The 25,991-nt window shown below is 70.7% G+C and carries 17 protein-coding genes, 1 tRNA gene and 2 pseudogenes; 9 read left to right on the forward strand and 11 right to left on the reverse strand.

The window, feature by feature from the left end; all coding sequences use genetic code 11:
- Window positions 1-25: 25 nt before the first annotated feature.
- From tilS to dacB, 3 genes are all read right to left on the reverse strand, one after another.
- Window positions 26-1,045, reverse strand: a complete 1,020-nt coding sequence (gene tilS, locus ABD811_RS19260) for a tRNA lysidine(34) synthetase TilS (RefSeq protein ID WP_344949229.1) — start codon at window positions 1,043-1,045, stop codon at window positions 26-28.
- Window positions 1,046-1,097: 52 nt separating this feature from the next.
- Window positions 1,098-2,240, reverse strand: coding sequence for a zinc-dependent metalloprotease (locus ABD811_RS19265; RefSeq protein WP_344949232.1), 1,143 nt, complete (start codon window positions 2,238-2,240; stop codon window positions 1,098-1,100).
- 219 nt (window positions 2,241-2,459) lie between these two features.
- Window positions 2,460-3,737: a D-alanyl-D-alanine carboxypeptidase/D-alanyl-D-alanine endopeptidase gene (gene dacB, locus ABD811_RS19270; protein WP_344949235.1), complete on the reverse strand. Its 1,278-nt coding sequence runs from the start codon at window positions 3,735-3,737 to the stop codon at window positions 2,460-2,462.
- A 245-nt stretch (window positions 3,738-3,982) separates the two neighbouring features.
- Between dacB and ABD811_RS19275 the strand changes: the two genes are divergently transcribed.
- The gene (locus ABD811_RS19275) at window positions 3,983-4,486 is read left to right on the forward strand and encodes an inorganic diphosphatase (RefSeq protein ID WP_344949238.1); all 504 of its coding nucleotides are present in this window, start codon (window positions 3,983-3,985) and stop codon (window positions 4,484-4,486) included.
- Between the two features lie 155 nt (window positions 4,487-4,641).
- On the opposite strand, the gene ABD811_RS19280 is transcribed toward ABD811_RS19275, so the two are convergent.
- The gene (locus tag ABD811_RS19280) at window positions 4,642-5,910 is read right to left on the reverse strand and encodes a C40 family peptidase (protein WP_344949241.1); all 1,269 of its coding nucleotides are present in this window, start codon (window positions 5,908-5,910) and stop codon (window positions 4,642-4,644) included.
- 188 nt (window positions 5,911-6,098) lie between these two features.
- Window positions 6,099-7,775, reverse strand: a complete 1,677-nt coding sequence (locus ABD811_RS19285; RefSeq protein ID WP_344949243.1) for an RNA polymerase sigma factor — start codon at window positions 7,773-7,775, stop codon at window positions 6,099-6,101.
- A gap of 621 nt (window positions 7,776-8,396) precedes the next feature.
- On the opposite strand from ABD811_RS19285, the gene ABD811_RS19290 reads away from it, so the two are divergent.
- Window positions 8,397-9,398, forward strand: coding sequence for a MerR family transcriptional regulator (locus tag ABD811_RS19290; RefSeq protein ID WP_344949246.1), 1,002 nt, complete (start codon window positions 8,397-8,399; stop codon window positions 9,396-9,398).
- The gene (locus tag ABD811_RS19295; protein WP_344949248.1) at window positions 9,395-11,764 is read left to right on the forward strand and encodes a VIT domain-containing protein; all 2,370 of its coding nucleotides are present in this window, start codon (window positions 9,395-9,397) and stop codon (window positions 11,762-11,764) included. The genes ABD811_RS19290 and ABD811_RS19295 overlap by 4 nt, the downstream gene beginning before the upstream one ends.
- 581 nt (window positions 11,765-12,345) lie before the next feature.
- Here the strand turns inward: ABD811_RS19295 and ABD811_RS19300 are convergent.
- A complete protein-coding gene (locus ABD811_RS19300; RefSeq protein WP_425549437.1) occupies window positions 12,346-13,800 on the reverse strand; it encodes an MFS transporter in 1,455 nt (484 codons plus the stop codon).
- Between the two features lie 102 nt (window positions 13,801-13,902).
- Here ABD811_RS19300 and ABD811_RS19305 point away from each other — a divergent pair, with 102 nt between their 5' ends.
- The 3 genes and pseudogenes from ABD811_RS19305 to ABD811_RS19315 all read left to right on the forward strand — a co-directional run bounded on the left by ABD811_RS19305 (window position 13,903) and on the right by ABD811_RS19315 (window position 16,575).
- Window positions 13,903-14,277, forward strand: coding sequence for a MarR family winged helix-turn-helix transcriptional regulator (locus ABD811_RS19305; protein WP_344949254.1), 375 nt, complete (start codon window positions 13,903-13,905; stop codon window positions 14,275-14,277).
- A 181-nt stretch (window positions 14,278-14,458) separates the two neighbouring features.
- Window positions 14,459-15,085 (forward strand): annotated as a pseudogene (locus ABD811_RS19310) (integrase core domain-containing protein); the annotation flags it as partial.
- Window positions 15,086-16,185: 1,100 nt separating this feature from the next.
- Window positions 16,186-16,575 carry a hypothetical protein gene (locus tag ABD811_RS19315; RefSeq protein WP_344949257.1) on the forward strand — a complete coding sequence of 130 codons (390 nt, stop codon included), beginning with the start codon at window positions 16,186-16,188 and terminating at the stop codon, window positions 16,573-16,575.
- An 849-nt stretch (window positions 16,576-17,424) separates the two neighbouring features.
- Here the strand turns inward: ABD811_RS19315 and ABD811_RS19320 are convergent.
- Window positions 17,425-20,088 (reverse strand): tetratricopeptide repeat protein, encoded by a 2,664-nt coding sequence (locus ABD811_RS19320; RefSeq protein WP_344949260.1) that lies wholly within the window; start codon window positions 20,086-20,088, stop codon window positions 17,425-17,427.
- A 6-nt stretch (window positions 20,089-20,094) separates the two neighbouring features.
- Complete coding sequence (locus ABD811_RS19325; protein ID WP_344949263.1) at window positions 20,095-20,514, reverse strand: hypothetical protein; 420 nt, start codon at window positions 20,512-20,514, stop codon at window positions 20,095-20,097.
- A 471-nt stretch (window positions 20,515-20,985) separates the two neighbouring features.
- Here ABD811_RS19325 and ABD811_RS19330 point away from each other — a divergent pair, with 471 nt between their 5' ends.
- Together ABD811_RS19330 and ABD811_RS19335 are read left to right on the forward strand one after the other, a co-directional pair.
- Window positions 20,986-21,417, forward strand: a complete 432-nt coding sequence (locus ABD811_RS19330; RefSeq protein WP_344949266.1) for a hypothetical protein — start codon at window positions 20,986-20,988, stop codon at window positions 21,415-21,417.
- 218 nt (window positions 21,418-21,635) lie between these two features.
- A pseudogene (locus ABD811_RS19335) lies at window positions 21,636-21,713 on the forward strand (hypothetical protein); the annotation flags it as partial.
- 202 nt (window positions 21,714-21,915) lie between these two features.
- Here ABD811_RS19335 and ABD811_RS19340 read toward each other — a convergent pair.
- From ABD811_RS19340 to ABD811_RS19350, 3 genes are all read right to left on the reverse strand, one after another.
- Window positions 21,916-21,988, reverse strand: a tRNA-Thr gene (locus ABD811_RS19340).
- A gap of 50 nt (window positions 21,989-22,038) precedes the next feature.
- Window positions 22,039-23,544, reverse strand: coding sequence for an alpha/beta hydrolase (locus ABD811_RS19345; RefSeq protein WP_344949268.1), 1,506 nt, complete (start codon window positions 23,542-23,544; stop codon window positions 22,039-22,041).
- A gap of 158 nt (window positions 23,545-23,702) precedes the next feature.
- Entirely contained in the window at window positions 23,703-24,395 is a 693-nt protein-coding gene (locus tag ABD811_RS19350) for a TetR/AcrR family transcriptional regulator (protein ID WP_344949271.1), read from the reverse strand.
- Window positions 24,396-24,504: 109 nt separating this feature from the next.
- Between ABD811_RS19350 and ABD811_RS19355 the strand changes: the two genes are divergently transcribed.
- Complete coding sequence (locus ABD811_RS19355; protein WP_344949274.1) at window positions 24,505-25,983, forward strand: DHA2 family efflux MFS transporter permease subunit; 1,479 nt, start codon at window positions 24,505-24,507, stop codon at window positions 25,981-25,983.
- Window positions 25,984-25,991 lie beyond the last annotated feature (8 nt).

Below are 25,991 nucleotides of genomic sequence, written 5' to 3' on the forward strand. Positions count from 1 at the left end.
ACCCCACCCTCCGGGAAACGCATAGTCACTCGGGCCGGCCCGGGCCGAACAGCAGCCTTCCCTCTCGCCGGTACGCGCGCACGCCCCCGGGCAGGTCGACGTGCCGCTGTCCGCGCCAGGCGGTGACCAGCCGATCCACGTGTTCCACGTGAACGGCCGCGAGCGTACCGGGTGGGCTGCCCGCGGCTATCGCCGCCTTCCTCAGCACCCGTGTGCGTACGGCCTTGGGAAGCCCTGCCAGGCCGTCCAGGGTGAGCGCCACGGAGAACGGTTCTGGCGCGGTGGTTTCGCAATCGGCGTAGGAGCGGTCGGCGATGCCGTCCAGGGCGTCGGCGTCGTCGCGCAGCATACGTGCGGTACGGGCAAGCGCCTCGGTGATTCCGGGGCCGAGCGCCTTCTCCAGGACGGGCAACGCTTCGTGGCGTACGCGAACGCGCGTGTACGCGGGATCGTCGTTGTGGGGGTCGTCCCAGGGTTCCAGTCCCATGGCCAGGCACGCCCGTCGCGTGGTGGCCCTGTCGATGTCCAGAAGCGGCCGCACATAGCGGATCTCCCGCGCCTCAAGGGTGCGGACGAACGAGGGAGGCATGCCCGCGAGCGAACGGGCTCCCGAGCCTCGGGCGAGCCCCATCAGGACGGTCTCGGCCTGGTCGTCCCTGGTGTGCCCCAACAGCACGGCGGCCGCCCCCAGATTGGCGGCGGTCTCGTCGAGGGCGGCGTAACGGGCGTCCCGGGCCGCGTTCTCCGGCCCGCCATGGTCCCCCACCGTGACGTTGATCGCCCCCGCCGGGTCGAGCCCGAGGTCTGCCATCGCCCTGACGACCTTCTCCGCGCGCGTGGCCGAGCCCTCCTGCAGGCCGTGGTCGATCGTGACGCCCCCCGCCGGACGCCCCGCCCGGGGAGCCTCGAACGCCAGCGCCCCCGCCAGCGCGAGCGAGTCGGCGCCGCCGCTGCACGCGACGAGCACCATGCGTTCGGGCGGCAGCATGTCGAGGACGCGCCGTACCGCCACACGAACCGTCGCCACGGCCGGGTCAGGCCCCATTGCCCCTACCGCCCGCCGGTGACGCGCCCGGGGCCGGACGAGATGGCGGCGTTCACGCCCCGTTGGCCTCGGGGGTCTGCGCATCGGGAGTCGTCGCCTCGATGGCTCGGGGGCCGAGCACCCGGTCCATCCACAGTGCCGGCTCCTTGATCTCGTCGTGGGTGGGCAGCGTCTCGGCCGAATCCCACACCCGGTTGAAGCCGTCCATGCCGACCTCGGCCACCACCCGGTGGACGAACCGCGACCCTTCGGCGTACTGCCGCATCTTCAGGTCGATGCCGAGCAGCCGCCGGATGGTCTTGTCCATGCGGGTGCCGCCCTCACGGCGCCGCTGGAACTTGGCGCGGATCTGCTGGACGGACGGCACCACCTCGGGGCCGACCGCGTCCATGACGTAGTCGCCGTGCCCCTCGACCAGCGTCATCACGGCGGTGAGCCGGTCCAGGATCTCGCGCTGCTCGGGGGTCTGGATCGCGTCGATCAGGCTGGACTCACCGCCGCGCACGGCGTCGGCGATCGCGTCGGCCGCGTCCCTCAGGCGGTCCAGCAGCGCCCCGGGGTCGAGGTCGGAGGCGAGCAGGAACTTGGTCATCTGGTCCTGGACGTACTCGCGCAGCCACGAAACCCCGGTGAACTGGGCGCGGTGCGTCTCCTCGTGCAGGCACACCCAGAGGCGGAAGTCCCGCGCGTCCACGCCGAGCTCCTGCTCCACCTGGACGATGTTGGGGGCGACCAGGGTGAGTCTTCCGGTGGGAGCACGGCCGGACGGGTCCGGAGGCAGGAACAGCTCGTACTGGCCCAGCACCCGGCTCGCCATGTACGCGAGGATCGCGCCCACCTGCATGCCGGTCACGCGGGAGCCCACGGCCTGCACGACGACGCCCGCGCCCCCACTGCCGAGCAACCCCGTCCCACGGCGCTCGGCCATCTGCTCCATGAGGGGTTCGAGCACCACCCGGAAGCCGTCCACGTTCGCACGGATCCAGCCGGGCCTGTCCACGATCGTCGCCGGGGCGGGGGCGGCCTCCGCCCGCATGCCGGTGAAGTCGCCGACATGCCCGTGTGCGACGCGGGACAGCTCGCGCAGCTGCGCCACCACCTCGCGCGCCTCGGCCTGCCCGACCTGCGGCCCCGGCCGGACGAGCCGGGTGCCGGTCTGCACCGCGACGTTCCAATCGATCATTGAGGCGCTCATGTACTCCACCGTACGTTTCGACCCCGGCGCCTGAGCGCCCCTGCAGATCGTTCAACGAACAACCGATTCCGTTATCTCCCGTACGACCACATCCATACCCTCGGAGAACCGCGTACTCCACCCTCAGTTCGCCCCCAAACGCGGGCCGAGGCGGCCAAGCGCGCGCGGCGGCGGCCCCAAGCGCGCGCGGGCGCGGCCTCAGAAACGGCCGGGGCGGGCTCAGGTGCAGGCACAGGAGGCGACGACGGCGGCGAGGGCGTCGAGACGGGAGGGGTCCACCGTGCCCGTCCCGTCCCCCGCCATGAACGCGAACGCCAGCAGGCGCCCGTCGGCGTCGTAGGCGTATCCGGCCAGCGTGCTGACTCCCGCGAGCGTCCCCGTCTTGGCCCGGACGAGGCCGGCGCCCGCCGCACTGGAGGGGGCCATGTAGCGGGGCGGGGACAGGGTGCCGGAGAACCCCGCCACCGGCATGCCGGTGATCGCCGCACGCAGTTGGGGACGGTCGTCCGACGCGGCGAGGGCGACCAGCCGCGCCAGCGCGATCGGCGTGATCCGGTTGCCCGTGGACAGCCCGCTACCGTCGTTGACCATCACCCCGGCGGAAACGCCGAGTTCGCCGAGAACCTCCATGACGGCCTGGGCGCCCCCGGCGAAGGAGGGCGGATACCCCCTGTTCATCGCCACCTGACGGGCGACCGCTTCGGCGACGTCGTTGTCGCTCTCGGTCATCAGATGCTCCACCAGCACCGACAACGGCGGTGACTGCACGGCGCCGAGCCGGGCAGCGTCCTCGGGCGCCCTGGTCGGACGGCCCCGGGTGGCGGCGACGCCGTTACGGGTGAGCATGCGCGCGAACGCAGCGGCCGCTGCGGCGGGTGGGTCGCCCACACGGGACTTGGTGAGCGTGCCAGGGGCGACCCTGCCCTCGTCCACAGTGAGCGCGCTCACGGGGGCGACCTCGCCGTCCGGCAGGTAGTTGGGCTTCCAGCCCGCGGCGGTGCGCGGGCCCTGGTAGGCGGTCGCGTCGTAGTCCACGCGCACGCGACGCGTGCCGGACGCCTTGAGGGCCGCGGCCGTCTGCCGCGCGAGATCGGCCAGCGACGCGAACGCCGGACGCCCCTGCCCTGCGGACGCGGGGAGCGCGGTCAATGTAGGATCCCCGCCGCCGACCAGCACGACCCCGCCCCCGCCTCGGACGACCTTGGTGGCGATCCGGTGCTCGGGTCCGAGCGCGGCCAGCGCCGCCACGGACGTGACCAGCTTGGTGGTGGACGCGGGCGTGGCGGGTCGGTCACCGTTCTGGGCGAACAGCTGCCGGCCGGTACGGGCGTCGATCACGACCGCGTTGGTCGGGGTCTGCGAGCCGCCGAGCAGCCCGGCGAGCCGTCGTCCCAGAACGGAGGCGTCCGCCACGCCGTCGGCGGCACCGGCCGGTACGGCGGTGGCGAACGTGCGTACCGGCTCGCGTTCGGCAACGCCAGGTGGCTGTGGGGACAAGCGTCGGTCGGGTGTGAGTTTGGCCACTGCCATGCCCGCGCCTGCCGTCGAGACGTGAAGGAGGGAAAGTGTGACCATGACGAGGGCGCGCGTGCGTTTCGGCACGTGACCGCCCCTCTCCCCCTCAGCACCCACCAACGTGCGACATCCTTGTATAAGGGAACACCATCCTGTGCGGGCCGCCCTCGCCCGCGCGGGCTCCCGAAAGACTATTCACTGCGACGGCGCAGGGAGCGGAGGACATCGTGGATTTCGACGTCACCATTGAGATCCCGAAGGGTCAGCGGAACAAGTACGAGGTGGACCACGAGACCGGTCGCATCCGCCTGGACCGGATGTTGTTCACCTCGACGCAGTATCCGGCCGACTACGGGTTCATCGAGGACACCCTGGGCGAGGACGGCGACCCGCTGGACGCCCTGGTGCTGCTGCAGGAGCCGACGTTTCCCGGCTGCCTGATCCGCTGCCGCGCGGTCGGAATGTTCCGCATGACGGACGAGGCCGGGGGCGACGACAAGGTCCTGTGCGTCCCGGCCACCGATCCGCGTATGGAGCACCTGCGCGACATCCACCACGTGCCGGAGTTCGACCGCCTGGAGATCCAGCACTTCTTCGAGGTCTACAAGGACCTGGAGCCCGGCAAGTCCGTCGAGGGCGCCAGCTGGGTGGGCCGCGTCGAGGCCGAGGCCGAGATCGAGCGCTCCCTCAAGCGCGCCGCCGACCTGGGCGACCACAAGGGCGGCCACTGACCGCCCGTGCCCGGTCGTTGACCCGAGTCGTCGTCGGCTGGGCGGGGCAGGCCGGACGGCGCCGATCCGCTCCCGCCGTCCTCCGGCCGTGACCGCGCCACCGCCACCGCCCCGCCCCTGCCGCCGCTGTCGGGCGCCCCGCCGGACGCCACGGCTCACCTGTCTGGACGGGTGGCGCCGATGAGCCCCGGGCGCCAGATGCTGGAGATGCGCACCCTGCCCCCCGTGTAGGGGGCTTCCACCATGCGTCCCTTGCCGATGAACAATCCGACGTGGTGGATGGTGTCTGGGTCGGCGGTGTTGTACGCGTAGAACACCAGGTCGCCCGGGCGGAGACGGTTCAGTGGGATGTGCGGCCCCGACGTCCACTGCGTACCGGTCCAGTGGTCGAGTTGCACGCCCGCCTTGGCCCACGCGTACATCGCCAGCCCCGAGCAGTCGAATCCGTGAATACGGGAGCCGTGCGCGATGCCGTAGCTGGGCCCGCGGACGGTGCCCCCGCCCCACGAGTACGGCGTGCCGAGCCACCGAAGCGCTGCCCGGACCACGGCCGACCCCTGGGCGTGACTCCCCTCCAGGTCGACCCTCGTGGCGTTGGCGCTCGCCACCGCCTGACGACGCTGGCGAGCCAGATCGTCGGCGCGTTCCCGGGCGATGCCGAGTTCGCGTTCCAGACGCCGTTTCTCCGCACCGATCTCCCGGACGGCCTCCTGCTGCCGCTGCACGGCCTGTTCGGCCATCTGGCGGGCCCGCATCGCCCGCCGGGTCGCCGCGTTCTGTTCGGCCAGTGCCGACTGGGCTTGCGCGCGGAACACGCCGGCGACGTTGCGGGCGGCCTCCAACGCTTGGAGGAGCCCTGTACGGCGGCGCGCGAGCACTTCCAGGAGGCCGGCGCGGTCCATGAAGCCCTGCGGCCCGTCGCCCCCGGCGACGACCGACGGCCAGGCGTTGTAGCCGGTGTTGGCTTGGTACGCCTCGGCGGCGAACGCGGCCAGGTTCGAACGGACCTGTGAGTGCCTGCGTTCGGCCTCGGCCAAGCGCGTCAGGGCGTCCCGGTAGGCCGCGGCCGCCCTGGCGAGTTTGACCTGCTCGCCGTTGTAGCGCTCCACGGCGAGCGCGGCTGCGGCCGCGAGCCGGTCGAGTTCGCCCGTGGCCTGCGCGAACCGCACTTTGGTCCGGGCCACCTCGTCAGCGCGTTCTTCCGCACGACGCCTGGCCTGGTCCACGTCGCGGGCGTCCGGCACCGGATCGGCCATCGCCGGGCCGGGGGTGGTCGCGGCCGCCCCCGGAGAAGCCTCGAACCCAGGAACGGGCGGTACGCCCGTCACCGTGAAGACGGCGATGCCGCCCAGGGACACCAGGCGCTTGGCCGCACTCCACCGGCGCGCTGACGGCCGCTGCCCCGTGCGCGTTCCCAGAAACACGGTCCCCCCCACCGTGATCACCTGACGCGAGGACTTCTCGCACAGCCCCACGGGTGCGAGTCAGTCACTCAGGCCACAGAGATCACTACCCTAAGCGATCAGAACGCACACGCTGCAACCTTCCACCCCGGGTCGTCCCAACGGACGCGGACACCCGACCGGACGCAGCGCAGCACTGGCCGACCTGTTCAGGCGCCGGAGCCCTGCGGTTGCGGTGTTCCTTCGGAGGGCGACGGCGTGTCGGGCTCACGGGACGAGGGGGGCGGCGGCGTGCTCGTCTCTGACGGCGGCGAGTCCGACGGAGTTGGAGCCGAAGGGGACGGGTCGGAAGGGGACGGCTGCGGCGACGACACCGTGGGATCGGAGTCGCTGGGCCTCGGACGTGTCGTCGGGTCGGGCTGGGTGGGCGGACGCCACATGACGCGCACTCCCACACCGCCGGGTTGGAAGACGACGCCGCCTTCCCCCGTCGAGCCGCCACGCCTGGTGACGTCCACGTCGAGCGTGACGGTCTTCCCTGCCTCGATGCGTCCGGAGGTCCGGCCGAGCCGTATGGGTCCCCATGGCTTCGCCCGCCAGTTCACCGGACCGCCCTCGGCAGTCAGTTGGAGTGTGCCGTGAGCGCCCCCTGCCAGGTCCAAGTAGAGAGGCGCCACTGCCAGGCCGGCGGGTTGGCTGCGGGCGTCCCCGTGGTCCACGAGGCGAACCCCCGGAAGATTCACCAGTGCCGTAGGCGGGGCGGACGAGACGCGCGCGCCAAGCGGATAGGTCGCCGCCACGGGGGCGCTTCCGACGTCCGCCCCCGGCGACGGCTCGCCGCCCGTAGGCAACGGCAACGCGGACGGCACCGACGGACGCGGGAAGCCCCCGGCCCCGGCCGCCGCCGTACCCGTGCCGCCCTCTGCCGCGATCAGCCAGCGGAAAGCCACCCCACCGCCTCCCAGCAGCAACACGACCACCGCCACGGCCGCCACCGCACGCCCCGCCGCGGGACGCCGCCCCACGTACGGAAGACGGCGCCCCGACCGTGACATCCAGCGCGAAGAGGCGGAATGGCGCGATTGCTTGGGAAAGCCTGCCGGACCGAACGCGCCGACGCGCGTTGCGACGAACAACCGGTAGCCCACCAACTCGGGGTCGTAGAAGCAGGCCATCACCCGTGCCCGTAGGGACGCAGGCGGGCGGGCCCATGGCAGCAGCCCGTACACCTTGACCGCCGACACCGTCCGGGGACGCAGGGCCCGGCACACGTCGCACTCACGGGCGTGCCGCAAGAGCCGCTCGTTGAGATCCCCCGTGAAGGGGCCACGTCGCTGCCGCAGCAATGCCCCGCGTCCGGCACAGCCATACGGGCCCTTGTGGGCGAGGATCTCGGCGGTCAGAGCCGCCTCAAGGGCGGAGTGAGCGCGCCGGAGGTGGCTCTCCACATCCTTGACGGGCAGGCCGACCACCGCCGCCAGGTCGGACACCGGCAATCGGTGCCGCACCCGCAGTTCGAGCATCTCCCGGCTGAGCGGTTCCAGGGCCTGGACGGCCTGCCACGCCATCACACGCTGGTCGACGTCGTCCTGGTCATGGCTGGCGACGGGCAGGTCGGGAGGCTGGTCGTCCCCGGGCAGACGGCGCGCGCACTCCAAACGGGCGATGGCGTAGAGCCAGGCACAGAACCGATCGGCGTCGCGCAGCCGCCCGATATGCGCCTCGGCCACGATGAACGAGTCCCGCAACGCCGCTTGCGCGGCGTCCCGGTCGCGCAGGTGGAACCAGCAGTACCCGTAAAGGCGTCCGGCATAGGCGTCGTACACCGCCGCCGGTGCGGCCGGGTCCCGTTCACGCAGGGCCTCGACCAATAGACGGTCGTCCATGCCCTGCAAGGTAAGTGTTCCACGACCCCTCTACCGCCAATTCCACAAGATCGGAATGCCCGGCCCTCGATACATAACCAATTTCCACCAGATCGCCATTACCAGCGTGCGATGCCTGCATTGACCGCCTCATGCCCGAACCTCACCACCTGCCGCGAGTAGCTCAGTGCGACAGCAAGATCACCTCACGTAATAGCGGCAAAGCGGGCCGCATCCCGACACAACCCCTCACTCGCGAACGAAACCAACCGCCCTACAGCCTCCCTCGACCGGAACAGCTGCCCCTCAATCAGAATCGCCAGCGCAATACCGTCACACGGCGGCAAACCTTCACGCCAGCGCACACCGCGGCCGAAACCAACTCTCACCCCGGCAAAACCACCTCCACATCAGACTCCGCACGCCCTGCCAGCACCGCAGCAGGACCACCGGCGCAGCACTCCTCTCCCACAGACCCCAACGGGACACCGCCGCAGATCCGTCCTGCACCGCAGCCGCCCACTGCTCACCCCGTCGGCCATGCCGCCCGCCACTTCCGGCGGCCGAAATCCGCCGGCCGCCGACGATCAAGATCAAGAACGATATTGACAGTGTCACAATGACAGTGTCATCATGGGTGGCATGGCAGGCACCTGGACGATCAGCGAACTGGCCGAGCGGGCCGTCGCCGCCCTGTCGGCGGGCGATCCGCTGCACGTCAACGGCCGGGTGCGGGACCTGCCCAACGAACGGCTGATCCGCTGGTACACCACGATCGGGCTGGTCGACCCGCCGCTCGGGCGCCGCGGCCGCACCGCCGTGTACGGCCCGCGACACCTGCTGCAGATCGTGGCCGTCAAGCGACGCCAGGCCGCCGGCCGCACGATCGCCGAGATCCAGCTCGAACTGGCGGGCGCCACCGACGACACCCTGCGCGAGATCGCCCAACTCCCCGGCGCGCCGGCCGGCACCGAGACAGCAGAGGCCGCTCAGCCGCGAAGCCGCTTCTGGGCCACCCGCCCGACCACGCCCGACACTCCCTCGGACGTGACCTGGAAAGCCGACATCCGCCACACCTCGGATGCGAACAGCCCAGCCTCCTCACCGGCCCTACCTCCTGCGGCCACCACCAGCCCCCGCCGCGCCCACGTCGCCGCATCCACAGCAAGCGGCGGCGACCGCAACGACGCGCCCCCTCAGCGGAAGGCTTCGCCAGCCCCCGAGGCCGCCCCATTCCCAGAGACGGAAGCGCCGCCCCAGCACAACGTCTCCCAACCAAAGAGGGGCGCCGCCCTTCCAGAGGCACCACAGGCCGCAGCCTCATCCCTGGACGCCCCCGCTCCAACCCCCAGCGGTAACGCCTCACGCGAAAGCCGCCCCGCCGCGACCGCATCAGCCCCAAGCACAAACGCATCGCCCTTGGGCGACACGGCCCCAGGCCCAGCCGGACACGAACACGCTTCCCTCGTCCAAGGCGTGCGCCTGGCGCCCGGCCTCACCGTGATGCTCGACGCTCCGACGCTCAGCCAGGACGATCTCGCCGCGATCGCGAGCGCCGCCCGTCCACTGCTCGACGAGCTACGGCGCCGCGGGCTGCTCGCCCCCTTGGACACGCACATCGACCCCTCCGGGAGGCCTCAGTGACCGTCCACATCAGTCCCCTGCCCGACTCCGAGGCGCCACCGGATCCCGAGGGCGGGCTCGGCGCCCTGTCCACCGACCGGGGGAACCTGCCTCTCGACGCCGTCGACATCAAGGCCTCGATCACCGGGCTCGCCGCGGGAATCGAGCTGACGCAGGGCTTCCGCAACCCGTTCGACGTGCCGCTGGAGGCCACCTACGTCTTCCCGCTGCCGGACCGCGCCGCGGTCACCGCGCTGCGCATGGAGGCCGCCGACCGGGTCATCGAAGGGGTGCTCAAGGAACGGGAGCAGGCGCGCCACGACTACGACGCCGCCATCGCCGCGGGCCGGCGGGCCGCCATCGCCGAGGAGGACCGCCCCGACGTTTTCACCATGCGGGTGGGCAACATCCTGCCCGGCGAGCGCGTCACCATCCGGCTGACGTTGAACCAGCCGCTCCCCTACGAGGACGACCAGGCGACCTTCCGGTTCCCCCTCGTCGTCGCGCCCCGCTACATCCCCGGCACGCCACTGGACGACTCTCCGGCGGGGGATGGCGTGGCCTCCGACACCGACGCGGTGCCCGACGCGTCCCGAATCAGCCCCCCGGTGCTGCTCCCCGGCTTCCCCAACCCGGTACGCCTGTCGATCAGCGTGGACGTGGATCCGGCCGGCCTGCCGCTCACCGAGATCCACTCCGCCCTGCACGTGGTCGCCGAGGAGAGCGAGGGCGAGCGCACCACCATCCGGCTACGTCCCGGTGAACGGCTCGACCGCGACTTCCTCCTGCGCCTCACCTACACGCCGCAGGAGACCGCCTCGCTGACGTTGGTCCCGGACGACCATTCCGAAGAGGGAACGTTCACGCTGACCGTCCTGCCGACCGGACGGCACCGTCCCCGGCCGCGCGATGTCGTGCTCGTTCTGGACCGATCCGGCAGCATGCACGGCTGGAAGATGATCGCGGCCAGGCGCGCGGCCGCCAGGATCGTCGACACCCTCCGCAGCACCGACAGCTTCGCCGTGCTGGCGTTCGACAACGTGGTGGAACGGCCCCCGAACCTGGGCCCGGGACTGCTGCCGGGCACCGACCGTAACCGGTTCCGCGCGGTCGAGTTCCTCGCGAAACTCGAGGCACGCGGCGGCACCGAGATGATCGGCCCGCTCACGAACGCGTGCGACCTCCTGCGTGACTCCGGATCCGACCGGGTGCTGATTCTGATCACCGACGGCCAGGTCGGCAACGAGGACCAGATCCTCGCCCATCTGGGGCCCCGGCTGCACGGCATCCGGGTGCACACCGTCGGCATCGACCGGGCCGTGAACGCGGGATTCCTGCAACGGCTCGCGCAGACCGGTCAGGGGCGTTGCGAGCTGGTCGAGTCGGAGAACCGGCTGGACGAGGCGATGGAGCACATCCATCACCGCGTCGGCGCCCCGCTGGTGACAGATCTGCGTCTCGTCCCCGACGGCCTGCGTCTCGTCCCCGACACGGTGACCCCCAGCCGCCTCGGCGCCCTGTACCCGGGCGTACCGCTGGTGATCTCGGGCCGGTTCCAAGGCCCGCCCCAAGGAAGCCTGACCGTGCACGGCGTGACGCCCGAGGGGACGGCTTGGCAGCAGGGTTCCACCGGCGTCGTCTCGTCGGACGGCACCGTGGTCTCCCTCTGGGCCCGTGCCCACCTGCGAGACCTGGAAGACCGCTACCTCACCTCCGGCTCCGCCGACTTCGAGCGCCGGATCGTGGACACCTCCCTCCGCTTCGGCGTGCTGTGCCGCTTCACCGCGTTCGTCGCGGTGGACAGCCGAGTCGTGGCCGAGGGAGAAGCCCCGCACCACGTGGTGCAGCCGGTCGAACTCCCGGCAGGCTGGTCCGCCCCCGCCACCCCGATGGCGGCGTACGGCGCTGCGATGCCGGCCCCCGCAGGCCCGCTCCCACCCGCCGGCACCGGCGCCCCACCCGCATACGCGGGCCCCCCTCCCGCCGCGCCAGGCAGCGCCCACATGCCGGCCCGGGCACGAGCAAGGCGCCCCGGGTCTGCTCCCATCCCTGCCCCACGCCGACGCGACACCGCCCACACCAACGAACTCAACGAGACCCGGGAACGGCTCGCCGACTACCTACGGCGGCTGACCTCGACCCCCATCGCCGACCAGGCCCTACTGGCCGAACTGCTGGCCTTCCTGGAAGCAAGCGTTCAACGCCTCGAATCCGTCGGCACCGACGTCAGCGCCCTCTCGGCCCTGATCACTGACCTGCAAGCCGTCCGCACCCCGCTCGACGCCCCCCGTCTCCAGCAACTCTGGAACCGAACCATCACAACGCTGACCGACTTCACCACCCCAAAACCCCGCCCGAAACGCCCCTTCTGGAAACGCACCCCCTAGCCGGAACCGCCGGACGAGGCACCACCCGCTGGGACGACCCGCACTTCACCACCGGCTACGGCGGGCCCACAGGAACCCCCACGTGGGCGCCGCCGTGTGCGCACCGCAGGTGCCGTCGGTGCGGCTACACCACCTGTCGCTAACAACGCAGCCGCCCACGACTGCGCAACGGACGCCGCCATGCCCCGGCCGGATCAGCACCGGCTGGGGCCCTGCGCCACCTCCAGCGGCAACCGTGGCGGCACACCGGGTGCTGGCGGCCGGTTCCCGGGGGGCAGGGGGCGGGGTCGAGGGTGCCACGGCGGCCGCCACCGGGTCCGGTGTGGAGGCGACCAGTGGTCAAAGTCCTCACCGGGTCTGGGGGTAGCCGACCGTCGCCACCGCGCATACACCCACGACGAACACAGCGGCACCGCCCCCACGCGCTAACCGGAACAGGCAATGCCCTCACAGATCAACGGTCACACCGCTCTGGAGACTGGCTGGCACGTGCGGCAGCGGCCATGTCGGGCCAGTACAGGTATTGAGGCTGCATAAGGTGTCGAACGCTCAGTCATCGGCCGTCCCCCAAGCTTCCCAGGTCAGGCGTGCTTGGCCCGGTAGCGGCGGAAGAGTGGAAGGAGGTTGAGGGCCAGGCCGACCACTGCGACCGCCGTCACGAGGTTGACGCCCGGGTGGTACTGACCGAAGTCGGCGGCGCCTGCCGTGCCGGTGTGCGAGCCGCCTGCGACCAGGGCGGTGACGACGGCCAGCACCAGCGCGGCGCCGACCTGGCCGGAGGTCTGCACCAGTCCGGAGGCCAGTCCCTGCTCGGAGTCGTCGATGCCGTCGGTCGCCTGGGCCATGATGGAGCTGAAGCCGAACGCGAAGCCGCCGCCGAGCAGCAGCATGGTCGGCAGGATCGTCACCACGTAGTTCGGCGTGCTGCCCGCGGTGGCCAGAAACCACACGTACCCGAGGCTCAGCGAGGTCATCGAGGCCAGGATCAGCCGGGGCGTGCCGTACCGGTCGATGAGACGTCCGACGAACGGCGAGCCGACGGCCACGATCAGTCCGGCGGGCAGCAGTGCCAGCGCCATCCGCAGCGGCGACCAGCGCAGAACGTCCTGGAGGTACAGGGTCATCATGAACTGGAAGCTGAGGTAGGAGCCGAACAGCGCCACGATGCTGAGATTCGCGCGGACGATCGTGCCGATACGGAGGATGCCCAGCCGGATCAGCGGATGCCGGACGCGTGTCTCGGTGACGACGAAGCCGACGAGCAGGGCCGCGGCGAGCACCACCGCGCCGACCGTCACCGGGTCGAGCCAGCCGCGGTCCGGGGCGGACACCACCGTGTAGACGGCCAGCAGCATTCCTGCGGTCAGCGTGACAGCGCCGATCAGATCGTGGCCGCCCTCGGCGGCCGGCTTGTCACGGGGGATCAACGCGAGACCGGCGACAAGGGCGAGCAGCGCCAGCGGCACCGGGGTCAGGAACGTCCAGCGCCAGCCGAGGCCGGTGAGCAGCCCGCCCAGGATCAGTCCCGACGAGTAACCACTGGCTCCGAACACCGTGAACACCGACAGCGCACGGTTGCGCGCGGGTCCCTCGTGGAAGGTGGTGGTCAGGATCGACAACGCGGTCGGCGCGGTGAAGGCGGCGGCCAAGCCCTTGATGAAGCGGGTGGCGATCAGCAGAACACCGTCGTCCACCAGCCCACCCACCAGCGACGCGACGGCGAAGACCGCGAGCGCTGCCAGGAAGATCCGGCGGCGGCCGAGCAGGTCCGCCATGCGACCGCCGAGAAGCAGCAGCCCGCCGTAACCCAGCACGTAGCCGTTGACGATCCACTGCAGCGCGGTGGTCGACAGGCCGAGTTCGGCGCCGATGGACGGCAGTGCCACGCCGACCATCGAGACGTCCAGCCCGTCAAGGAACAAGACGGCGCACAGCACCGCGAGCACTCCCCACAGCCGGGGTGTCCAACTCTGCTGCTCGGGCACGGTCGCCGGTGGCGCGGCAACCGACACTCGTGAGGTTTCGGTGATAGTCACGAGGGAGGACAATACATGCACGTGCATCCAATGTCGACGCACAAGTTCCACGCGCATTTAATGCGGGTGCATCTGATGCGCGCGCATGATAAGATGCGCGTCATGGACACCGAGGCTGGCCTGGTCGCGCGGTGGCGGTCGCTGCTGACCTGCTACAACACCATCGCCTGCGAGCTGGACCGCCGCCTCCAGGAACGGCACGGCCTGAGCATGAGCGAGTTCGAGACGCTCGACCGACTCATCGACACCGGCTGTGACAAGTGCCGCATGCAGGAACTGGCCGGCGACATGTATCTCAGCCAGAGCGCCCTGTCCCGCACCGTCGCCCGGCTGGAGAAACACGGCCTCGTGGAACGCGCCATGTGCGACTCGGACCGCCGCGGAGTGTTCGTCAAGGCCACCGACGAGGGCCGCCAGCGCCACGCCGAGGCCCGCAAGACCCACCTAGAAGTCCTGGGCGAGCACCTCGACCCCTGACCCCTGCGTACGCCCCGCCACGAGCCTGCCCCATCACCGCACACCGCCGACCCTGCAGCGTTCACCACACCGGCCCCCGCCCTTGCCAGACCAGCACGCCCTCCCCGAGCAACACGGCACCCACGCCTAGCCGCGAACGCTACGTGCCCCGTACGCCAGCAACACCGCCCCCGCAAACCCTCCCGTCCTGGCGGCCTGCGACCCGCTGACCGGGCAGCAGATCCGGGCGTCCCGGGCGAGCACGCGCCGCTACGAGGATCCGGCCCCGGGCGCGATGGTCCACTTGGACGTCAAGAAACTCGGCCGGATCCCCAACGGCGGCGGCCGGCGCGTCCACGGCCACAGCGAGGCCGTGCGCGGCCGTGGCATCGGCTACGGCCACGTCCACACCGCCATCGACGACCACTCACGGCCGGCCTACGCCGAGATCCTGCCCGACGAGAAAGGCGTCACCTGCGCCGGCTTCCTGCCGTGGGCGGCGCGTTTCTTCGCCGCCCACGGCATCACCCGCATCCAGCGGATGAGGACCGACAACGCCAAGAACTACCGGACCAACCGCGCCTTCGCCCAGGCGCGCCGACCTAGGAGCCCGGCAGAAGTTCACCCGGCCCCGCCACCCGTGGACCAACGGTAAGGCCGAACGCCTCAACCGCACCCTGGCCACCGAATGGGCCTACCGGCAGCCCCACATCAGCAACCCCCAGGGCACCCAAGCCCTCGGCCCTGGCTCGACCACTACAACACCCAACGCCCTCACTCGGCCCTGGGCTGCCGACCACCCATCACCCGACTGACACCAAGACCATGACCAAGTACAGCTAGCGCTGCGGAGTGAGCCGTATGTGCTCAGAGAGCGATCGGCGGGTTCGGGAGGTACGCCATTCATCATGGACGGAGCATCAGCTACAGCCGGAGTCGGCGGACAGGAAGCGTTGCCAGCCCACCCACGTTCCCGACGACATCATTGGGTAGGTGCCGAGGCTACGTTGCGGTGATGCCACTGCGCGATGCCGCGTGCATCTGGTGAAGGACGACAGCCGCCTATGGCCGAGGTGTACGACGGGACCGTGTGAGAGACGGCTGGTGTACCAGTCGACGGCGTGTCACTTCGCGAGGGCGCGGCACCTCAACGAGGATCATGGACTGCGACTCCGTCCGTACGGAATGCTGGGCGCGGCAGTGTCGCGGTCGGTCTGGGGCGGGCTCAGTGGAAAACAAGGACGACCTCCCGAAGTGCGGCCACTGTGCCGGGTCGGGCGAAGTCACCTACGAGCGACCGCAGAAGGAGAACGACGGTTCGATCACATGGCGCACGAGCGTGGAGAACTGCCACGTCTGCCGGGGCACCGGAAGGTGCCGATGAACACTAAGCGCGCGCGTTGTGGGAACGTGCCATGCGAGTGGTGCGACCGCGACGACCGGGCATGCCGGTTCTGTCGCGGGTCAGGATGGTGGCGCCCGGAGCGTCCGCATCAGACTGCCGCCGGTGAGCTGTCGTGGGCGCGCGTGGACGAGCCTTGCCGCATGTGCGGCAACACCGGCAAGGAGCACAATGCCTTGAGCGCCCCTCCGGCGCACTGAGTGCGCCCGAGCAAGGTTCATTCACGAAGGCACGGCGGCATGCTTGGGCCGCAGGGGATATAGCGGTCTTGAAGAGTACGTCCGGATATCTGGGCGGGGCGAGGTTCGAGCCCTGCATGAGTCTGGCAGGGGTGGCGTGCCGTCCTTGCGGTCGTGTGCAGTGTCGCTGGCCCGGACGTCGTCCTAACGGCGGTGTCTGCGGCGACGGCATCTGTTTCACCGCGAGTTCGGCTGGTGACAGATGCGCCGTCATCTGCAGGACCGCTCTGGCTTGGCCTGCCGTCGATAGCGCCCCACCCGGAATCCGGCACGGCCTACCCTCGACGCATGGAGGACTCCGCGCCGCCGGTGCCCGGCATGGTCATCAGCATCCGCTCCCGCGAGGACGTGGTCATCGTCGATCCGGAACGTTTTCTCGCCACCGCCCGCCGTGCCTACCTCGAACTTCACCCGGAAGCCACCGAGGCCACCGCTGCCGAGGCCGTCGCCGACGTCCACGACGCGGTCTGGGCCTTGTTCGAACGCCACGGTCGCCTGGTGGAATCGCAGCCCTTCCCCACCGTCGGCCGCGGCGCCCCGCTTCCCGGCGTCCGCACCCTTGACCGCCCCGACGGCCTCTCCCCCGCAGGGAGCATCCAACGGATCGTCCTCAACGAGGACCGTCCCCTCCAGGACCACGGGTGTTTCCTTCCCGAAGACCCGTTCGCCCTGCCCTGAAAACGTCGGGGCGTCCTGTCAGCTGAACGCAACGGCCACGAATCGGGCGACCTTCAGTTGATTTGCCGGTCTGGCTCACGGATTCCGGATTCACCGGCCAGTTGGATTAACTGACGCGTCTTCAAGGGATCAGAAGTGCACCCGATCTGCGATTTCTCGACGCCGACGATGAAGGAGTGCGCATGACTCACAGGCATCCGAACTACCGGCGATAGCAGCGGCTCGTCAGCCACAAGGATGGAACGCTTTTCGAGCCCGGCTTGGCCGTTCACTGGAGGTGGGTGGCTCAACATCGTCGGTGGGGCGGGGCGTTCAAGGCGCGGCCGTGCAGCGCTTGCCTGGCCAACCGCGAGGCCGAGCGTCGGGCCGTGTGGAAGGCGGCCCGACGTCATCGAGTCCGCCCTGGCCAGCGGCTGGGGAGCGACGCGCTGTGGAGGACGACAGCGATCACACGAGGAGAACGATGGCGGCGGCCGCCGTGATGCAGAACAGCACACGCCACACCCACAGATGGTGGTCGATGTCATCGCCAAGCGCATACCGAGCGAGGGCGGCCGGGGTCGTGACGGATGTCGGCCTTGGCGCCCGGTTTCACCTCAGGCTCACTCCCTGACGAGCAGGCCGACTCGGCCTCGATCATCTGGCCGGTCCATGAAGGCGTCACCGGACCTGGTGGAGCGAGTGCGCCCCTGCCGCTGCGTCGACCGGCCCCTCGCACCGCTGGAAAACGATCTTCCTCGACGTGGCATCGGCTGGTCTGGGCTCGCACTGTCGCCGCTGGTCAGGGAGTTTCGTCAGTGGCCCTGTTCAGGTCGAGTGGGCCAGGTGGGCCGTCCTGTACGGCTGTGTTCAGTTGGGAGCGCCGTACCGATCTTTGAGATGGTCGGCGTAGTGCTGCAATGAGCGTGTTATGGGGTGGTGTTCGCCGAGGGCGTCTGCAGCACATCGCTCCGCCCGTGAAACTGCTGCGATTGCCTCAGATGCGCATCCCAGATCGCTGTAGCTGGAGGCCACGTTCCCCAGCCGGATGGGGACATCAGGGTGCTCGGGCCCCAGCGCGGTTTCGGTGATGGCCAGCGCACGCTTCCCCACCGCCAGTGCCTCGGCGGCACGTCCCAGAGCGTTGTACGTCAAGGCCAGATTCCCGAGGCTGATGGCCACGCGAGGATGGTCTGGGCCCAAGGCCGCCTCCGCGATGGCCAAGGCGCGCTCCTCCAACGGCAACGCCTCGGCGGCACGCCCCAAAGCGCAGTAGGTGATCGCCAGGTTCCCCAACCGATTGGCGACGTCAAGGTGCTCCGGGCCCCAGGCGGCCTCGCTGATGGCGAGCGCGCGCTTCTCCAACGGCAGCGCGTCAGCGGCACGTCCGAGACCACGGAAGGTGGAGGCCAGGTTCCCCAGGAAGATGGCCACACGAAGGTGGTCAGCGCCCAGTGTGCTTTCGGTGATGGCCAGCGCACGCTCCCCCAGTGCCAGTGCCTCGGTCGCACGTCCCAAGGCGCTGTACGTCGAGGCCAGGCTTCCCAGGCTCATGGCCACACGAGGGTTGTCCGGGCCGAAGGCCGCCTCGGTGATGGCCAGCGCACGTTCCTCCAGCGGCAGCGCGTCGGCGGCACGCCCCAGATCGCTGTAGGTGGAGGCCAAATTTCCCAACCGGACGGCCACATCGGGATGGTCAGGTCCCAGGGCCGCCTCGGTGATGGCCAACGCACGCTTTCCCAGCGCCAGCGCCTCGGCGGCACGCCCCAAAGCGCAGTAGGTGACGGCCAGGTTGCCCAACCGGACGGCCACATCAGGATGGTCGGGCCCCAGGGCCGTCTCCGTGATGGCCAGCGCGCGCTCCTCCAACGGCAACGCCTCGGCAGCGCGCCCCAGGCCGTTGTACGTCGAGGCCAGGTTTCCCAGACTGATCGCCACACGAGGATGGTCCGGGCCCAAGGCCGCCTCGGCGATGGCCAAGGCGCGCTCCTCCAGCGGCAGCGCCTCGGCGGCGCGCCCCAAAGCGCAGTAGGTGACGGCCAGGTTCCCCAGCCGGATGGCGACTTCGGGATGGTCGGGGCCCAAGGCTGTCTCGGTGATGGTGGTCGCGGTGGTGAGCATGGCCTGGGCTCGCTGGTGTTCGCCCTGAGAATGCAGGAACAGCGCCGTCTGGTTAAGGACCCGGCCGAGTTTCTCGGGTAGGCGCTCGGCCCGGTAGCGGCCGGCGAGGGCCTCGACATGTGGAACCAGCGACCGCCACAGCGGCCAGCCACCGACGTTGGAAGCCGGGTCGTCGGGCATGGCGTGGTCAAGCCAGTCGAGCGCGACCGCGCGGCTCACGCTGTGGTCCTGGTCCTCGGCGAAGGCGGGTGTGTGGGCCAGGACGGTCGCCTGGGTGAGGCGGTGCATCGCCACGCTCTGATGGGTCAAGGTGACCATGCTGTGGGAGGCCAGGGTTCCCAGCGCCTCGTCCACCGACTCCTCGATCTCGTCATCCATGCCGCCGAGCAGGACGCGGGGGATGTCGTCGGGGGCGTAGTGCGCCAGGATCACCGCGAGCGCCACCGCTTCGGCCGCCTGGTCGCTGAGGGTGTCCAGGGTGATGTCCCACAGGCGGGCGATGGTCGCCTGGGCCTTGTCGCCGTCGGCGGCCTTGTCGTAGTAGCGGGCCGGGTGCCGCCGCAACCGTTCCAGATACGTCCCCAGACCGATGCGGGTCTGGCGGATGTAGGCGGCGGCCTGGTCCAGAGCCAGCGGCAAGAACCCCAGTTCCTCGGCGATGGCCAAGGCGGTCTGCCGGTCGGCGGAGGTGTCGTGCCCGGTGACGGTTGTGATCAACTCGGCGGCCGCCTCCGGTGCCAGCAGGTCCAGCGGCAGCGTGGCGGTGGCACCGGGCCAGCGCACATCCCGGCGGCTGGTGATCACCACGTGGCCGCCCTCCACGCTGCCGAGCAGGCCGCCGATATGGGCGGGGTCGGTGACGTTGTCCAGCACCAGCAACCAGCCCGGATGCGCCCGCAACCACCCCAGTGCCCACGCGGCGGCGTCCTCGGTGGTGGCGGTGCGCGCCGCGTCGGGGACCAGGTGCCGGGCGAGCTCGGCCAGCCCCGCGTCGATCTGCCCTGGGTCGTCGGCGGTGATCCACCACACCAGGCTGTAGCGGTCGCGGGCGTGGTGGGCGTACTGCAACGCCAACTCCGACTTGCCGACCCCGCCCATCCCGTAGACCGCCTGTGACACCACGACCTCGACACTGGCCGCCAACGCCTGTTCCAACCCCCGGTAGGCGTCATCCCGTCCTACGAACACCGCGGTGGCGGGACGGGGCAACCCCACCACACGCGCCGCGGGCCGCACCCGATCCGGCGGCGGGAACGGCACCGCCTGCACTTGGTTGATCCGCACATGGTCGCCGGTGGCGATGACCCCGAGGTTGTCACCGCCGACCGCCGGCGCTCGGGCCCCAAGGGTTCGCGTCCCGGCCGCAGGCGACGGACTGACCCGATCCTCAGCAGGGTTGGTGCGGTCGGCCATCGCCGGTCACCGGGTGAAGCCGTTGTGGTCGCCGGTGGCGATGACGCCGTGGTTGGTGTGCACGGCCGGCGACCGGTCCCCGAGCGTCATCACCTGCGCCCCCGCATCGCGTGCCTCCTCTGCCAGCCGCGCCACCCGCGCGGCCAGGTCCGCATCGGCGGCCAGCGCCTTGCGGATCGCCTTGCGCAACACCGCCACGTTGTCGGCGTCCTCGGGATCGTCGATCACGTCGGCCAGCTCCTCGGGCGGCTCCTCACCGTCGGCACGGCCCCCGAAGATCCGCTGCGCCATGCGCCGCCCGAACCCGACCACGGCGGTGGCGGTCTCGTCCTGCACCTGGGCCAGCACCGCGCCCCCGTAGGCGGTGGCCGCCGCCGTCACATACGGCGTGACCTCACCCGCCAACTGCGCCAGATCCCCGGACATCCGCGTCTCCCCGTGAGCGTTCACAGTGACCGCGCCGCCACTGACGGTCACCTGGGAGGAGGGTAGACGCATCCCGCGCCCCTCGGGGATCAATCGCCTGCACCGGCCACAGTGGCCGCCGTGGCGCTCTGTCTGAGCGTGCAGGGACAGGGGCCTTCTCGTGGGCGTCCCCGTCTGGGCTGAGACGGCCGTGGCCGGCGCAATGAGGCGGGACCGGACGGAACACCGCTCGGCCATGCTGACCCGACGATCAGCGCCGACGTGCACATCGTGGGAGCCGCCGAGAAGGGCCGTTTCGCGCGATACGAGTGCCCTGGCTCGCGGGGTCCAGGGAGCGGCGAAGCCCCTTGGTTCGAGCTTGACCAGCCGACAGGCCAGTGGACTGGAGCTGTGCCGACAACGGCCCGCCGGAGCGATCGCCTGCCTGGTGGTCACCGCCCTCACATCGCATGGGCGATCACGCTCACCACCATGGCCGACCGCGGATCATCGACGTCGCCGACGCCGCGCCATGGCCTCGCGGCCCTGATCGAACTTCTGAATCAGCGTGATCGTTCTCGGGTACGAGGCGGCGTGATCCATGACAAACTCGAGCAGATGACCATTGGTAGCGCGATCCTATGGGGTCTCATTGTCGGCGGTTGGCAGCTTCTGGTCCACGACGCCAGAACCCGCATGGTCTACATCTACATGTTCGGAGTTCTGGCCCTGGGTTCACTGGGCTGGGCGTTCTTCGCCGCGTCCGGCGACGGGTTCGACTCGGACCTGGGGATAGCAGCACTCCACTTCGGCATCGCCACGGCGCTGGTGGCTGCCTTCACTCCGCTTACCCGGCGCAAGAGGGGCGCCCAGGAAAGGGACGCAGAGACCGTCGCCGGAAAACACTGGCAAGACCTGCCCTGAGTCGCTCGTTCAACCTGGGCGGACGGGCGACGCGGCGTGGCGGGACCAGGCAGGACAAGCCGCACGCCCGGCGCGCCGGGGGCACGGCCGCCTGGCGACGCGGAGCGGCGCCCCTGATTTCACGCGGCGTCACAGGCTGTTCGCCTTCTTGCATCTGACGGGCCTACACGGGCGCTCGGCGTGGTGAGCTGCTCAATCTCCGGTGGCGGGACGTCGACCTGGAGAACAAGCGCATCACGATCACGGGTTCCGTCGGCGTGGTCGACAACAGGCGCGTGGCGGACACCAAGAGCGGCCGGGCGCGGGTCGTCACGAGCGATGACGAGACCGTGAAGGTCCTGGATGATCAGCGCAGGGCGCAGGAGATCGACAGGGAGACGGCTGGCGACGCGTGGCGCGGTGAGCGAGACGGGTTCGTCTTCACGACCGGATGGGGTGATCCGCACGGCGTTAGCGCAGAGGGCCCTTCCGAGATCGGAAGGGCCCTCTGGCACGCGGAGCCGCCTGTCGGAATCGAACCGACGACCTGCTCATTACGAGTGAGCCGCTCTGCCGACTGAGCTAAGGCGGCGTGCCGTACCGGAGTCTACCGGTTCCTGGGGGCGATGCGTGCATCGGTTTTCAGCGGCAGACGGTGCCGTCCTTGGGAGGTTGGCCGGTGAGGAGGTAGCGGTCCGTTGCGGCGGTTATGCACGGGTTGCCCTGGAGGTAGGCGGTGTGCCCGTCGCCGTCGAGGGTCAGCAGGACGCCGGAGGAGAGTTCGCGGGCGAGGTTCCGGGCCCAGGAGTAGGGGGTGGCGGGGTCGCGGAGGGTGCCGATGACCAGGATGGGGGCGGCGCCCTTGGCGGCGAGGGGCTGGGGCTGCTGCTTGGTCTGGGCGGGCCAGTAGACGCAGGGCAGGCCGCCCCAGACGACGAACTGACCGAAGCGGGGGGCGACCTTCTCGGCCTCGTCCACCGACTTGCGGTAGGCGGACAGGTCGGGCGGGTTGGGCTTGTCGACGCAGTTGACGGCCATGTTGGCGTCGGTCTGGTTGCTGTAGGTGCCGTTCTGTTCGCGTTCGACCATCTGGTCGGCGAGCGTGATCAGCAGGGTGCCGTCGTTCTTCTGGATGGCCTGGGCGAGGGCCCGGCGCAGGATGGGCCAGTACTCCTTGGCGTACAGGGCGGTCGCCACGCCCATGGCCGCCCAGGACTCGGTGACCTGGCGGGAGTCGCGGGTGTTGGTCAGGGGGCGGGCGTCGGCTCGCTTCTGCAGGTCGGTGAGCCGGTCCAGGGCGGCGTCGGGGTCGGTGCCGAGGGGGCAGTCGGGGCGCTTGGCGCAGTCGGCGGCGAACGCGCGCAGGGCGGTTTCGAAGCCCTTGGCCTGCTCGACGAGGGTTTCGGTGGACGAGAGCTTCGGGTCGACGGCGCCGTCCAGGACGAGGGCGCGGACCTTGCCGGGGAACTGTTCGGCGTAGGACGCGCCGAGGTACGTGCCGTAGGAGGCGCCGTAGTAGGTGAGCTTGTCGTCGCCTACCGCGGCGCGCAGGACGTCCATGTCGCGGGCGGCGTTGGTGGTGCCGACGTACGGCAGGAGCTTGGCGGCCTTGGCGCGGCAGTTGTCGGCGTACTTGCGGCCCTCGGACGCTAGGGCGTCGACCTCTTTCTGGTCGTCGGGGGAGGTGTCGGCGGCGTAGAAGGCGTCCAGTTGCGGGCCCGTCATGCAGCGGAGCGGGGAGCTGGAGCCGACGCCGCGGGGGTCGAAGCCGATGATGTCGAAGCGCTTGCGCACGTCGGAGCCGAAGGTGCGGGCGGCCTGGCGGACGAACTGGACGCCCGAGCCACCGGGGCCGCCGGGGTTGGTGAACAGCGATCCGACGCGCCGGGAGCCGTCCTCGGCGGGCAGCCGGGTGAGGGAGATCCGCAGCCGGTCGCCGCCGGGCTTGGCGTAGTCGAGGGGGACCTCGGCGGTGGCGCACTGGAAGCCGTCGCCGCAGCCGGACCACTTGAGCCGCTGCTGGTAGTAGGTGTCCGTGCCCGCGGCGGCGCCGGCGGGCGGGCTCTGCTGGGACGTCTGCCCCCGTTGGGCGTCGCATCCGGCCACCATGGCCAGGGTGAGCACGATGGCGGTGGCGATGAGCCTCACTGGGTCCCCCGTCTCGTCGTCGCGGCCCGGCGTGCGCCACCCACGCTACGTGGTCGGACGGCGAGCTTCGCCCAGGCGGCGCCGGTTGGGGCGGCATCCGGCCCGGCGCGGCCACGGCAGAAGCCGAGCGAGGTGCGCCGAACCAGCCGACACGGGGGTCAGGCGTCGCCGAGGGCGCGTTCGATGCCGTCCAGCAGCCAGCGCAGCCCCTCCTCGAAGGACTCCTGCTGGGGGACGCCCTCGCGCATGGCGCGGCGCAGGTGCGGGAAGTCGCCTTCGGCGATCATCTGCTGGACGTAGGGCTCGCCGAGGTGGACGGGCTGGTGGTCGCGCAGCATCCGTTCGCGGACGACGTAGCCGGTCATGTAGTGGTCGACGGCCGTGACGATGCGGGCGGCGGTGGCGGTGTCGACGTCCAGGCCGGACAGGGCGCTCAGGTTCTGCTCGCCGTGGCGCAGCCCGTTGGGGCCGACGCGGGGACGGCGGGCCATCAGGTCGATCACCCAGGTGTGGCGCAGGATGACCTCGTGCTCGCGCCGGGCGATCACGGTGATCGCCTCCCGCCAGTCGGACGGCAGCTCGCCCTCGATGATCAGTTCCCGGTTGACCTCGTCGAACATGAGGTCGAATAGGTCCTCCTTGCGCTCGATGTGCGTGTAGAGGCTCATCGGGCGCACGCCGAGCGCGGCGGCGACGCGGCGGATGGACACCGCGTCCAGGCCCTCGGCGTCGGCGATCTCGATCGCGGCGGCCACGATCGCCTCCCGGGTCAACCGGGGGCGGCGTCCGCCGCGCTGCCGCGCCCAGACGGGTTCGGGGGGCGAGCTGCGGTCTCTGGCGGTTCCTGGCACGTCCCGATCCTACCGGTACGCCGTACCGGCCGACCGATACGGTGTACAACTCTGACCGTACGGCGTATCGTTCTCACCGATACACCGTACGGAGAGAGGACTGCTCTGCATGACCACCATCGACGCGCGGTTGCGGCGGCTGGCGATCGTCGTGCTGCTCGGGGCGATCATGACGGTGCTGGACACCACGATCGTCAACGTCGCCGTCACCACCCTGGGCACCGACTTCGACGCCTCGCTGTCGACCGTCCAGTGGGTGCTCACCGGGTACACGCTGGCGCTGTCCATGGCGATCCCGCTGACCGGATGGGCGGTGCGCCGGTTCGGCCAGCGCACCATGTGGCTGGTGTCGCTGGTGTTGTTCATCGGCGGGTCACTGCTGTGCGGGCTGGCCTGGTCGGTGCCCGCGCTGATCGTCTTCCGGGTGGTGCAGGGCGTCGGCGGCGGGATGCTGATGCCGGTCGGGCAGATGATGCTCGCGCGGGCGGCCGGGCCGGACCGCATGGCACGGGTGATGGCCATCGTGTCGGTGCCCGCGATGCTCGCCCCCGTGCTCGGTCCGGTGGTGGGCGGACTGATCGTCGGCCACCTCTCGTGGCGCTGGATGTTCTACGTCAACATCCCGTTCTGCGCGGTCGCGCTGGTGGCGGCGCTGCGCATGCTGCCCCGCGACACCGAGCGTGACGCGGGCGCCCGGCTGGACGTGCTGGGCCTGGCGCTGCTGTCGCCCGGCCTGGCGCTGCTGGTGTACGGGCTGTCGGAGGCCGGCGACGGAACGAGCCCGACCCGGGCGCTGGCCGGTGCCGGGGGCGGCGCCGTGCTGGTCGCCGCGTTCGCCGTGCACGCCCTGCGCAAGGGCGACGGCGCGCTGGTCGACCTGCGGCCGCTGCGCGCCCGCTCGTTCACCACGGCCACCGGCGCACTGTTCCTCTACAGCGGCGCGGCGTTCGGGCTGACGGTGCTGATCCCGCTGTTCGCGCAGGTGGTGCGGCAGGAGACGCCGGTGCGGGCCGGGCTGCTGCTGGCCCCGTTCGGGCTGGGCGCGATGGTCACGATGCCGGTCGCGGGACGGCTGGCCGACCGGTACGGCGCCCGGTGGCCGGCCGCGGGCGGGATGCTCGTGGCGCTGGGCGGGATGCTGGGCCTGACCATGGTCGAGCCGGGCACGGGCGAGCCGCTGATCATGGCCGCGGTGCTGGTGGTCGGCGTGGGGCACGGCGCCGTCGCGCCGGCGCTGATGGCGGCGGCCTACCAGGGGCTGCCGCGGGCGTCCGTCCCGGCGGCGACGACGGCCGCGAACATCCTGGTCCGTGTCGGCAGCGCGTTCGGCATGGCCGCACTGACGGTGATCCTGCAGATGTCCATGCGGGACGAGATCCCCGGGGCGAGCGGAAACCTGGAGGAGGTCGCCGCCCAGGCGTCCCGTCTGCCGGACGCGCCCGCGCTGCTGACCGACGCGTTCACGCACAGTCTGTGGTGGGCGCCGGCCATCGCGGCCGTGGCGCTGGTGCCGGTCGCGGCCATTCCGCGTAGGACGGGCGCTCCGCAGGTAAAGGATGTTTCTGAAAGGCCCGCCGCTCGGAAATAGCGGTAGGA

The sequence above is a fragment of the Actinomadura miaoliensis genome (genome assembly GCF_039536785.1).
In the GTDB taxonomy this organism is placed as follows: domain Bacteria; phylum Actinomycetota; class Actinomycetes; order Streptosporangiales; family Streptosporangiaceae; genus Spirillospora; species Spirillospora miaoliensis.